Annotated in this window: 8 protein-coding genes; 5 read left to right on the top strand and 3 right to left on the bottom strand. The window is 59.6% G+C overall.

Features of this window, described 5'->3' with window-relative positions:
- Nucleotides 1-108: 108 nt before the first annotated feature.
- On the bottom strand, nt 109-567 hold the full coding sequence (locus tag Pan189_RS16820) for a DoxX family protein (RefSeq protein WP_145365247.1): 459 nt from the start codon (nt 565-567) through the stop codon (nt 109-111).
- A 185-nt stretch (nt 568-752) separates the two neighbouring features.
- Nucleotides 753-1541: an alpha/beta fold hydrolase gene (locus tag Pan189_RS16815; RefSeq protein WP_310820673.1), complete on the bottom strand. Its 789-nt coding sequence runs from the start codon at nt 1539-1541 to the stop codon at nt 753-755.
- A 147-nt stretch (nt 1542-1688) separates the two neighbouring features.
- On the opposite strand from Pan189_RS16815, the gene pepT reads away from it, so the two are divergent.
- From pepT to Pan189_RS16790, 5 genes are all read left to right on the top strand, one after another.
- Complete coding sequence (gene pepT / locus Pan189_RS16810) at nt 1689-2969, top strand: peptidase T (protein WP_310820672.1); 1281 nt, start codon at nt 1689-1691, stop codon at nt 2967-2969.
- Between the two features lie 375 nt (nt 2970-3344).
- Entirely contained in the window at nt 3345-4460 is a 1116-nt protein-coding gene (locus Pan189_RS16805; protein ID WP_310820671.1) for a WD40 repeat domain-containing protein, read from the top strand.
- A gap of 378 nt (nt 4461-4838) precedes the next feature.
- Nucleotides 4839-7889 (top strand): PVC-type heme-binding CxxCH protein, encoded by a 3051-nt coding sequence (locus Pan189_RS16800; protein ID WP_145365239.1) that lies wholly within the window; start codon nt 4839-4841, stop codon nt 7887-7889.
- Between the two features lie 78 nt (nt 7890-7967).
- On the top strand, nt 7968-11303 hold the full coding sequence (locus Pan189_RS16795; protein ID WP_145365237.1) for a DUF1553 domain-containing protein: 3336 nt from the start codon (nt 7968-7970) through the stop codon (nt 11301-11303).
- A gap of 63 nt (nt 11304-11366) precedes the next feature.
- Nucleotides 11367-12656, top strand: coding sequence for a DUF1501 domain-containing protein (locus tag Pan189_RS16790; protein ID WP_145365235.1), 1290 nt, complete (start codon nt 11367-11369; stop codon nt 12654-12656).
- Between the two features lie 86 nt (nt 12657-12742).
- Here Pan189_RS16790 and Pan189_RS16785 read toward each other — a convergent pair whose 3' ends face one another.
- Nucleotides 12743-13012 (bottom strand): DUF3253 domain-containing protein, encoded by a 270-nt coding sequence (locus tag Pan189_RS16785; RefSeq protein ID WP_145365233.1) that lies wholly within the window; start codon nt 13010-13012, stop codon nt 12743-12745.
- Nucleotides 13013-13082: the final 70 nt, after the last annotated feature.

Here is a 13082-nt window from a genome sequence, read left to right as displayed (position 1 = left end):
CGCTCACGGGCTATCAATTCTTCAAAAGGTCGTCCCGTTGCGCTTATCGGAGCACAGCGAAATGTCCCTTGCTTGCGCTGCGGGCTTGTGGGGTGTTCCGTGATGACATCAATCGGCGGTCGGACGTTTCTTGCGGCGAAACAGGAGCGCATCGAGCGAGAGTCGTCCGGGACCTGTGAGCAAGATTCCGATCGTGACCACCATCAATGTGAGTGCGTACTCCATGCCCCCGGCTTGATTACTGAATGTACCGCTGTGGGCGACGAAAGCGGCAACGCCCATGGTGATCGCAACCGGAATACTAACGAGGCGGGTCATCAGACCGGCCATGAGAAGGCAACCGCCGAAAAATTCGGTGCCGCCCGCCATATACGCGTTCAATTCCGGATAGGGGATTTCGAGTTTCGTCAGAAATCCTTTGAAGCCTTCGAGGCCCGGCTCGCCCGTCTCCGTGAACCAGCCCCACAGCTTTTGGGCACCGTGGAAGAACATAACCCAGCCGACCATGCCGCGGATCGCGAGCAGGCCGAGGTCGGTGAAGAAGTTCCAGCGTCGTTCAGCGGCCATTTCAGTGATTCTCCAAGTGAGTCGCGGCTGTGTGTGTGGGTTGCCTAATTCAATTGAATCAAGTTTCCCAAGATTCGCCACTGCGATAATATTTGTTGAAACAGGTAAATAGTCAAGGGGAAAATTAATGAGGCACCTGAGAGTGAGGCTACGTACTGCCGAGCCAAGGATGGTCGGTCCCCCGCTCAGCGATGCAGAAATCGTCGGATTGCGCCGTTGAACGCGTCGGGATTCTCGAGCGGGCTTAAGTGTGCCGCAGAGTCAATGGTCGCAAATTGGGCGTCAGGAATCTCGTCCGCCATTTCCTGCATCATCTTTGGAGGTGCAAGTTGGTCGTGTTCACCAGCCAGCACGAGCGTCGGCATACCAATTTCGGCGAGCAAGGAAGTCATATCAGGCCGGGCGGCCATTCCGTGCAGCGCCGCAGCGACCGATTCGGGGGCCGCCGAACAGATCATCTCGCGAACGAGGGCGACGACTTCGGGTTTCGATTCGAGCGTATGATCGCACAACATTTTCGACGGCATCTCTCGGACCAACCGCTCGACGCCGTTACGGAGGACGTCGGCTGCGATTCGCTCTCGGTCATCGCGTGCGTCGTCGGTGTCATCCACGGCCTTCGTGTGACAAAGCGCCAGCCCTCTGAGCCGGTCGGGGTACTTCTTGGCGAAAGCGAGAGCGATGTAACCGCCCATTGATACTCCGCAGAGCGTCACCGGGTGTTTGCAGCCGATCGCATCGAGCAGCCCGGCTAGATCGTCGGCATATTGCTCCATTGTGACGGTTCCGTGCGCCAGCGCGCTTTCCCCGAAACCGCGCAGGTCGGGCACAATCATCCGACACGTCTGACAGAGCGAGCCGTGTTGCGCCTGCCACATATCGCGATTTAAAGGGAACGCGTGCAGCAGGACGACCGGCTCACCTTCTCCGGCAATATCGACCCCGAATGAGACATCGTCGAGCATGATGGCCATCAGTGTTGCCTCCGGCGGCGCAGAATCGACAATACGAGCGCGATGGGCGCTGGCGTGACGCCTCATTCTAATCAATTTTCGGGCGGCGCGACTGGACAAATTCCCGGTTGCGGCACGATCGCCGAATTCCGTTCGAAAGGGTTTCCTTTGACCGACACGCAGGCACTGAAACTGGATGAAACGGCGCGCGAGCAGTTGCTGGAGCGATTTCTCCGATACGTCCGAATCGATACGCAAGCCGATGAGCACTCCGACTCGTCACCGAGTTCGCCAAAGCAACTTGAATTAAGCCGGTTGCTTGAGCAGGAATGCCAAACACTCGGTCTCGCCGATGTGGAGCGGACTTCCGAGGGTGTTGTCTATGCGACTTTAAAACCTTCCCAGGGTGTCGACTCACCGACGATCTGCTGGTTTGCCCATGTCGACACGTCGCCGGAGTACACGGCTGAGAAGGTCTCTCCGATCGTGCATCGAGACTATTCCGGAAATGATATCCCTCTGCCGAACGGCGAGAACTTGACGATTCGCGTGGCCGATAATCCCACGCTGAATGACCTTGTCGGTGGAACGATCATCACGACCGACGGTTCGACGTTACTTGGGGCCGATGACAAGTCGGGCATCGCGGTGATTCTTTCGGCAGCCTCATGGCTCAAACAGCACCCTGAAATACCCCACGGCGAGATTCGCATCTGTTTCACCACAGATGAAGAGATCGGCCGAGGATGCGAGGGACTCGACCTGAACCGGATCGGGTCGGTCTGCGGCTATACGCTCGATGGCAGCGGCACCGCGGAAATCGACGTCGAAACATTTTCGGCCGACCTCTGCGTGGTGACGGTCCAAGGCGTCAACACCCATCCGTCAATCGGCAAAGGCGTGATGGTCAATGCGCTGAGGGTCCTGTCCGATTTCCTGACGCGATTACCGCATCAGTCTGACAGTCCCGAGACGAGTGACGGACGCGACGGATTCTTGCACCCTTACGCCATCGACGGAGGCGTTGCCGAAGCAAACGTGCGCATCATCATTCGCGACTTCGAACAGGACGGATTGACTCGGTACCGCACCCTGCTCAAGCAGTTGGCTGATGACGTCGAACGATCTCATCCGGGCAGCCGGATCGTGCTCGAATTTCGCGAGCAATATCGCAACATGCGAGACGGACTTGCGAGCGAACCGCGGGCGATCGAACTCGCGCGACAGGCCGTCGTCGATGCCGGACTTGAGCCAAAGTTGTCGATCATCCGAGGCGGAACCGACGGCTCCCAACTGACGGCTCTCGGCTTGCCGACACCCAACCTGTCCTCCGGCCAGCACAACCCCCATTCCCCGTTGGAATGGACGAGCGTCGGCGAAATGGCTCGCTGCGTCAGTGTCTTGCTCCATCTGGCGAACCGGTGGGGACGAGAGTCACAGCCCAGATAACCCCCGGTGCGACCGCTGGTCTCGCCATGTTCAATTGATCGCCAACCCCAGTGAGGGATATGCCTCACGATCGGGCGGAGTCGAACAAAATGAAAGCAGACTCCGGTCTCTCTCCGAGCATTTGCTATGGAGTCGGAAGTCGATTCCGGAAAAGCCGATTAATTTCCAGAATCGCCGAATCTCTGGAAAATCATTGGGGTTTATTGCTGCGAGGGCCGAAAATCGCCCTCCAAATTTAGGAAATACTTCTGGAGTAGCACGCTTTTTCCTGTATCGTAAAAGTGTTGAATGCTGCCCCGCCTACCAAACCTACCTGTCACCATCCCTCCGGTGACTCTCCTGCCAAACCGGATCCACTCCGGACGTGAGCGAGCTATGCCTTCTGATCAAGCGATTGCTGATCAAGACGCCCCTGCCGTGCAGTATGCGGATTGGGCGGAATCGAAGAGTTCCTTTCTTCGTCTGCCCGAGGCTGTCTTAGCCGTTGTGCTCGCAGGCATCGTCACGGTGTTCGGAGTGCTGGCACTGTCTGACAACGAGGATTCTCTTGCTGAGGACGAATTCTCTCAACTGGCCAACTCAGCATCTTGGCGAGGACTGCCGATTCGCGACATCGCTTGTTTTGGCGAAAAAGCCGAATTCGCCGTCTGCCGTTCCGACGATGTCGTCCGAATCATCGATCGCAACTCGGCGGTGTCGTTCGTTGCGTCCTTGTACTCAGACGGACCGGAACTGGTCTCGTCGAACGGTTCTTCTGATGGAGCGATTTTGGCGTTCGGTTTCGCCGACGGAACCGTCAAATTTTTAGATCAGACCTCGGCCGTCGCCGTCGAATGGGAATTGCACGTTGGCGACGCCGCAGTCATGGACTTCGCATTTGACGAGCACCTGCATTCGGCATTCGCGGTCACCGAACGCGGCGAATTCGCGGTGATCGATCTTGAGCATCGGTTGGTGACTGAATTGCATCAGCTCGCTGCAGGACCCGTTCAGGCGATTCGCCTTTCGAAGTCGGGATCAACGATCGCCTTCGGGTTCGGCAATGACATCGTTTCGTACAGTTTTGATCCCGTTGGCGGATTGAAGCGAAGCGACGCGGTTGATATGGGGGCCTTCGTTACGGCCGCCGAAATTTCTCAGGATGGCCGACTGGCCTTGGTCTCTGCTTTAGATGGGAAAATTCGGCTCGTCGATTTGCAGGCACAGGCTTTCGAGCAGCTCGGTCGCGTGTCGACCGCTGAAGGCATTCGATCACTCGCTTTCTCTCCGGACGGTCGTTACGTCGCCGTCGGCGGTCTCGACGGAATGGTCCGAATTTATGATTCGAGCGATGTCTCGACTCCAATTTCCGTCTTTGCCGGACACCGCAACCTGGTCTGCTCGGTGTCATTCGTCGATTCGAACAGCCTGATGTCCGGCAGCTACGATGGCGAAGTGCTGTGCTGGGAACGGGAGAGCGAAACCATCACTGGTCGATTCCAGCTTCGCTAATTTTGATCAGGCCCGCTAAGAGCGGTTTCAAATCGCCCGGCATACAAGCTCGAGGCGCAAGCCGTCGGGATAATCTTTGGTTGATCGACCATCGGCTTGCGCCTCTGGCTGGTATTGAAATCGCTTCTAGCAAGTTAGTTTCTTCATCGACCCCGCCGTTGAATCGAGACGGTGGTTTGCCGGTTGACTCGTTGCGCGCGAGTCGGTTTCGCTGAGAAGTCCGGAACCGAAGATATTGGTCGAAGCCGGTGAATTCGGGGCGATCAGCCCGGATCGGCTCCGTACGCTGTTGGCGATCGTCGGGACCGCGGTTAGACTGCATCAACAACGACTGATGCCAAAGTCGGTTGATCACCCCGTCCTCGCCGGCTCCTGCCAATGCTGAATCTGCCACTGCGATTGTGCCTGATTGTCACCTTGCTCGGTCCGTTTCTGGCGGCATCAGCCGTCGCGAACGATCGCACGCCCGCATCTTCAACCGCACCACTGCAGACCCCGGATGACCTTCAGGTCTCTCTGTTCGCGGCTGAGCCGATGCTGCTCAATCCGTCGAACATCGACGTCGACCATCTCGGTCGCGTGTGGGTCTGCGAAATCGTCAATTACCGTCCGTTTCGAAACCGCGAAAATCCGACCCGCGAAGAGGGCGACCGCATTCTCGTCCTCGAAGATACCGACGGGGACGGCAAAGCCGATCGCAAATCGACTTTCTATCAGGGGACCGACATCGACTCGCCGCACGGCGTCTGCGTGCTCGGTAATCGCGTCATTGTGTCGGCGAACGGGCAGGTCCTATCACTCTACGATGATGACGGCGACCTGAAGGCGGACCGCAAAGAGGTCATGTTCACCGGCATCGGCGGTGAGCAGCACGATCATGGAATTCACTCGGTCTGCTTCGGCCCGGATGGCCGACTGTACTTCAACTTCGGCAATTCCGGTTCTCAAATTCGTCGGCCGGACGGATCACTGGTGATCGACAAAGCGGGCAACGAGGTCCGCGCAAACCGGAAGCCTTATCAGGAAGGCATGGCGTTTCGTTGCGAACTCGACGGGTCGAACTTTGAAACCATCGGCTGGAACTTCCGCAACAACTGGGAACTCGCCGTCGACAGCTTCGGCAACGTCTGGCAATCCGACAACGACGACGACGGCAATCGCGGCGTCCGCATCAACTTCGTGATGGAGTTCGGAAACTACGGATACCGCGACGAACTGACCGGCGCCGGCTGGCGACAGCCACGCACCGGCTGGCACGCCGAAGTGCCGCTGCGCCACTGGCATCAGAACGATCCCGGCGTCATCCCCAACCTGCTTCACACCGGTGCCGGCTCGCCCTGCGGAATGTGCATCTATGAAGGTTATCTGCTGCCGGAACGATTCCGCGGCGAGATGATTCACGCCGACGCAGGGCCGAACATCGTGCGGGCCTATCCGGTCGAAGCCGCCGGTGCCGGGTTCTCCGCCGCGATCGAAGATGTTGTCGACGGCGAGCGCGACCAATGGTTCCGTCCGACCGACGTATCGGTCGCCCCGGATGGTTCGCTGATCATTTCCGACTGGTACGACCCGGGTGTCGGCGGCCACCGCATGGGCGACACGGAGCGGGGGCGGATCTTTCGAATCTCGACTCCGGACAACCAAGAGTACACGGCCCCATTGGAGTCGTTCGTGGGCGCAGGCCCCGCCGCCGTCGTCGTCGTCGCGTTGGCGAGCCCGAATACTGCGACGCGGTACATCGCCTGGGAGTCTCTGCGGTCGATGGGGATAGATGCCGAAGACGCGCTGAAGTTCGGGTGGCAAAACTCGAACGACTCACGTTATCGGGCCCGTGTCCTGTGGCTCTTGGCGATGCTCGACAACGGCGAAGACCACCTGCACTCCGCCTTTCCCGATGACGATCCGGACCTCCGTGTGACCGCGATTCGGGCATGGCGTCGCGTCGGTCTCGACCCGGTGGTCGCCGTCAAAGAATTGATAGACGATCCCTCGCCGCAGGTGCGACGGGAACTGCTGATCGCGCTGAGCGAGAGCCAAGACGAACAGGTGCCCCAATTGTGGGCGAAGTTGGCCGAACAGCACGCGGCCGGAGACCGCTGGTACCTCGAAGCCCTCGGCATCGCCGCGCGCGGACGTTGGGATGAGTGCCTCGGTGCCTGGCTCGACCGAGTTGGCGACGACTGGGACGACAAACCCGGCCGAGAAATCGTCTGGCGTTCGCGGGCGATAAAAACCTCGGAGCTGCTCAAGGAATTGCTACTGGTTTCGCATGCTGACGCGTCGCTGAGGAAACAGTATTTCCGAGCATTCGATTTCCAACCAAAACAGTCGGGAAGTGCCTCGCTGAACGCATTGGTGTCGGTCGGGGGCCTCGATCTCGGCACGCCGGCTGGTCGTGACACCGTTCGGCTGGCGCTGTTGCGACTCGATCCCAAAGCGATCAATAAGAGCAGTCAGATGCAGTCGATCGCCTTTTCCCTGTATTCCAAAATCGAGAACCCTCGGGAACTGATCGAGTTTGCCCGGCACGTCGATCTGGCAAGCCAAGTCGCGATCGGCAGGCTGGTCGAAATCGCGATCTCACAGCCGCAAAGTGAGCAAGCCGTCGATGCGGTCTCCTTGCTGTTTGACTGGAATGTCAGTGACACAATCGCCGCGACTCTTTCCGGTGATCGCAAGCGGGCGGTCAGGATGGCGGAGGCGTTGACCACGGCAGCCGAGGCCGACGCGACGGAACTGCTGAGAAAGGTAATTCTCGACCCCGAAGCCGATAGCTCCGTCCGTCGGGAATGCGTGCGGGCATTCTGCAAACGCAAGTCGTCAGCCGCCGAACTGCTAGAACTGGCTCGCAGCGGCAAATTGGACACAACCCTTCGTTCCGCTGCGATCGCCGCTTTGTGGTCGACGTCGTTTGCAGATGTGCGTCAGGCGGCCGCCAAGGAATTCCCGCCTCCGGAAACCAAAGGTGCAAAACCGCTCCCGTCGTTGATCGAACTGGCGAAGCGCCGCGGCGACCCTAAGCACGGCCGGGTCATCTACGGGACCGTCGGCACCTGCATTAAGTGTCACAAAGTGAATGGTGAAGGCAAAGAAGTCGGCCCGGACCTCAGCGAAATCGGCAGCAAACTTTCGCGGCAGGCGATGTTCGAGTCGATCGTCTATCCCAGTGCCGGGATCAGCCACAACTATGAGGCGTGGTCGGTGGTCACCGTTGACGGACAGATTCAGACAGGGCTGCTCGTCAGCGATACCGACGAGGCCGTTGTCATTCGAAGCGCCGACGGAATCGCCCGCACTATTCCGCAGGATGAGATCGACGAGACTTTCCGGCAGGACACGTCCTTGATGCCGGCTGATTTACCGAAAGTGCTTTCGGAACAAGAGTTAGTTGATGTCGTCGAATTTCTGACGACCTTGCGAAAGAAGTGATAGACTTTCGTTCGATCACGACGACCGACCACGACGGCCGGCTCAGACGACGCAACCGGCATTCGGAGAGAATTACCCATGCAGTTCGCGTTCCGCAGCAATATGCTCAGATCAGCCGCAATTTGCGGGGTTTTGCTGGGGTTGATGTTCTCGGCATCACCGGCGTCGGCCAAGATCGTCCGCTGGTCGTTCGATGACGACGCAGCCGACGTGCGGCTCGAAGGGACCGCGAAGCATCGCTCGCTGCGCGACATGCCGCGACTGCTCCGCTCCGAGGGACGCGTGCTGTCGATCTCAGGCGGTTCGGGCTATGCGCGGGTCAGTGACACTGGTCCCGACAGCCCGCTCGATTTTGACAACGGCGACGCGATCACGATTGAAGCTTGGGTGCGCCCCGGTTCGGTCAAGGACGGGCAGCACATGCACATCGTCAGCAAAGGGCGGACGACCTACTCGGCCGGGTCGAAATTCGGCCGAGACAACCTCAACTATGCCCTCCGGCTCACCGGCAAAAAGGGGCGAGCCGCACTCACATTCCTGTTCCGTGACCGCAACAGCGACGCAAATAGCGACGAACGATTTCACCGCTGGCAGTCGAACGTGACATTCCGGCCGAATGGTGATTGGCATCACGTCGCGCTCTCATACCGCTTTGGCGAACCGGAAAGCATCCGCGGCATCGTCGATGGTCAAATCTCCAAGGGATCATGGGACCTCGGCGGCCCGACCTCGGCACCACCCGTTGTGGACGATGATGAGCTTTGGATCGGCTCCGCATTGGGCGGAAAAGCGTCGAGCACATTCCACGGTGAGATCGACGAGGTGGTCCTCCATCGCGGCTTGCTCCCGGAATCGGAATTGAAACGCCGGTATCCGGTCGCCGCGAGTGTTCCCGAGGCCCCCCTGCCCGAGCATCCGTCCGATCGCGTGCTCGTCGAAATTCACGAGAATGCTCCGACGGAGCGGACGTGGAATTTCCGTTGGCGCACGCCGGACCGCATCTATGAGCAGAGCGATCTCGGGTTCGTTTCGCTGCCGAACAAGTATTCGGCGAAAGCACTGCGCGTTGACCGAACATCCGCATTCGCCGTCCGCGCGATGACACGGGCGACTCTCGAGGATGGGCCGCTTGAGTTGTTGATCCGAGCTCGAAACGGGGCGCGGCTGTGGATCGACAATGAACTCGTGCTGGAAGCACCGTTCCACAAAATCTTTGGCGGCGGCCACAATCCGATTCGTGATGTTGCGTTGCTCGACGAACCCGGATTGCGGCAATTGCAGACCGGTGACAATGAAGTTCTGGCCGAGTACCAAGGCGACGGGCAGGAGCATGACATCCGACTCGAACTCTACCTGGGCGGTGAGAATCGGCGTCCCGAGTTGGGCGAAACCGGCGTCTTCGTTCGGCAAGCGGGCGGTCAATTTCGACTGATCGGTCACGGCCCGACCGTTCCGTTGACCGACGCCGGCTGGATGACGTTCGCCTCGCGACAGAACGAGGCGATCCGTGAGATCGATGACGACCGCCGCCGCGAAGTCGGGGGTGAAGAACAACTCTACTGGGCCGACCGACACGACTATGCTCGCGACGTTTGGTCCGAGAAAGAACGGCCGGCCGTCCCTGAATTGCCGACCGGTTACCAGGCGAATAATACGATCGACCATTTCATCGCGGCGAAGTTGAACGAGCAGGAGCTCAAAGCTCGCGAAGTGATCGATGACTGGGCATTTCTCCGCCGTGTGGCGCTCGACACGATCGGCACCATCCCGTCCGAAGAAGTGATTGCGGCTTACTTCGCTGATCCCGCCGAGACGCGTCGCAGCCGGCTTGTGAATCGGTTCCTGGATGATCCCGGCTGGGCCGATCACTGGGTCGGGTACTGGCAGGATGTGCTCGCCGAGAATCCGAATATCCTCAAGCCGACGCTCAACAACACCGGGCCGTTTCGTTATTGGATTTACGAGTCGTTCCGCGACAACAAGCCGATCGATCGGTTCGCGACGGAATTGATTCGGATGGAAGGGAGCCGGTTCGGCGGCGGCCCCAATGGGTTCGAGATGGCTTCGCAGAACGACGTGCCGATGGCGTCAAAGGCTTATGTCGTCGGTCAGGCGTTTCTCGGGCTGGAAATGAAATGTGCGCGCTGCCATGACGCGCCGTTTCACGATCTCTCGCAGCGGCAGTTGTTTTCCGTCGCCGCAATGCTCGCCCGCAAGTCGCAGAAGGTCCCCGCCTCGAGCAGCGTGGCGATCGCTGCGGACGACCCGAATCCGCCGTCGATTGAGCTGTCCATCTTTCCCGGCGACAAAATCGCTCCCGAATGGCCGTTCGAATCGTTTGCCGTCGAGGTCGATGATCTCGAACGATTGACAACATCGGACGACACTCGCGAGCAGCTCGCCGCATATGTGACGTCGCCTCATAATGAGCGGTTCGCCCATGTCATCGTGAATCGCCTGTGGGCGCGGTATCTCGGTCGCGGGTTCGTCGAACCTGTCCACGATTGGGAAGCTGCCGCGCCGTCGCACCCCGCCCTGCTCGACTGGCTGACCAGCGAGTTGATTCGCAGCGGTTACGATCAAAAACACGTCGCCCGTTTGATCCTGAACTCCGCGACATATCAGCGAGAAGCCACGTCGGACGTTCCCGAGGCCGACTACGAACCGTTCTACTTCGACGGGCCGGTTCGTCGGCGCATGACGGCGGAACAGGTCGTCGATTCGATCTTCGCGGTCAGCGGGAAATTCCTGAAAGCCGGGGAAGTGAATTTCGATGCGGACAGCTCGCAGGCGGCGAATGTCTTCATCAATCTCGGGTCGCCAGGGCGGGCGTGGCAGTTCGCCTCGACGTCAAATGAACGGGATCGCCCCAGCCTCTCACTGCCGAAGGCCGAGCCATTCGTCACGCTGCTCACGGCGTTCGGTTGGCGGGCCGCCCGACAGGACCCCGCGAATCAAAGGGAGACCGCGCCGAACGTCGTGCAGGCGGGGCAATTGGCGACCGGCATCATCGGTCGGCGATTCACTCGGTTGTCGGACGATAGTGAGTTCACGCGACTTGCGCTTCAGGCCGAGTCGGCGGAGCAGCTCACCGACGAGTACTTCCAACGAATTTTGACACGGCTGCCAACAAAGAAAGAGCGGGCCGTTGTCTCCCGCGTGTTGGTTGACGGGTTTGAGACGCGCGTCAAACCGGACGCGGCCTCCGGCTCGCTTGATCGCGATTATCCGACCACCGGGGTGTCATGGTCGAACCATTTGCGATCGAAGGCGAATACTCGTCAGCAGGAATTGGCGATGGTCATCGCCGAGGGCGACCCTCCGTCGAGCCGACTCGATCCGGAATGGAGAGCGCAAGCCGAAGATGTGCTGTGGTCGCTCCTGAACAGTCCGGAATTTGTCATTGTGCCCTAACAGGCAACCTCGTTCAGCCGCGACTGTCAGGAAACGCGGCCTTCGCCAATCAAGAGTCAAACAATGACCTCACACCACCGCCGAGACTTTCTGAAAACCGCCGCCGTCGCGGCATCGACATCGATGCTCACCCGACCGGGCTTTGCGAGCGAATCGCACTCCTCACTTGGCAAAGCGGAACACTGCATTTACGTTTGGCTCGGCGGCGGCGCCGGGCACACCGATACCTTCGACCCGAAACGGTTGGGGGATCCGAAGGAGCGGAAGCCGGGTTCCTATTACCCGGCAATCGACACCGCGATCCCGGGTGTTCAAGTCTGCGAGCACATGCCGAAGTGTGCGGCGATTTACGACCGCTTCGTTCCGGTGCGATCGGTCCATCATGATGTCGTCGACGAGCACGCGGCCGCAACAAATCGCATGCACACGGGGCGGCTGACATCGGGGACGATCGTCTATCCTTCGATCGGCTCGGGCATTTCGCACGTCCGCGGACCGGCGGGAGACGGCGTTCCGGCGTATGTGGTGATCGGCTACCCGAACGTGACCCGCGGGCCGGGCTTTCTCGGAGCGGCGGCGAATTATGTCTATCTGACCGACACTAAAAAAGGTCCGGCCGGGCTTTCCCGTCCTTCCGATATTGCTGATCGCCGTTGGGATCGACGCGAGAAATTGCTCGACACGTTGCGAGCGGAATATCGCCGGCGCCACCCGGACGATTCTTTGGTCGCCGACTATGACCAGACCGTCGGCGAGGCCCTGCGGCTCGGCGGGCCGGAGTTCGCTAAGGTGTTCGATCTTGACGGTGAGTCGGCCGATCTCCGTAACAGCTACGGCGGGGAGTTCGGCCAGCGCTGCCTGTTATCGCGACGGCTGATTCAGTCGGGGGTGCGGTTCATCGAGGTCTCACACAATCTCAACTTCGTCAACGGCACCGGCTGGGACGTCCACCGCGAAGGGATTCTCAATCAGCACGAATTAATTCGCGAACTCGATACGGCTTTGTCAGCGTTGGTTCTCGATCTTGAACGCCATCAATTGCTCGACAAGACGCTGATCGTGGTCGGGACCGAATTCGGTCGCCCGCCCGGTTTTGATGCCGGCGGCGGACGCGGACACCAATCCGAAGCCTTCTCCGTGCTGATGGCCGGAGGCGGACTCCAAACCGGACAGGCGATCGGCACGACCGACGAACTGGCGAAGAACATCGTCGATCGTCCCGTTAGCGTGCCCGACCTGCACGCCACGATGTACGCTGCCCTCGGCATCGACCCGGAGCACGAACTCTACGACGGTGATCGCCCAGTCCCCATTACCGACGGCGGGAAAGCGATTGCGGAACTATTTGGTTGATCGAGAGATTGCCTTGTTGATCGCCTGAGTGGGACACCACTGATCGGGTCACCTATGGCCCAAAATCGGCCGAACACGCATCACAATCACTGCTCACCCCGGTCCACTCGCTGCTGCAAGCGGATCGGCCCTCGTGCAGTGAGTGGGTCGACTACGGTCCCCCGCTGTGTCGCCACGAGATGGCCCTCATCACACAGGGCGGCGGCAACGCGTCGCACGTCATCCATCAGTTCCCTCCAATTGTCAGAACGCAGCCGTCGAGCTGCTTCGGAGGGGCAGAAGGTTTTCTCCGGCCCGCGTTCCGAGGCGAGCCTCTTTATCGCCTCAGCGATTTGTCGGTCTGCCGGACGAGTCATGACGCCTCGCTACATCTTCGATTGAGCTGCGTATCAGCCGAAAATTGATAAGTCGCTCCGCCCCGGTTAG

The organism is Stratiformator vulcanicus (assembly GCF_007744515.1).
In the GTDB taxonomy this organism is placed as follows: Bacteria; Planctomycetota; Planctomycetia; order Planctomycetales; family Planctomycetaceae; genus Stratiformator; species Stratiformator vulcanicus.
This window is presented reverse-complemented; position numbering and strand designations above follow the sequence as displayed.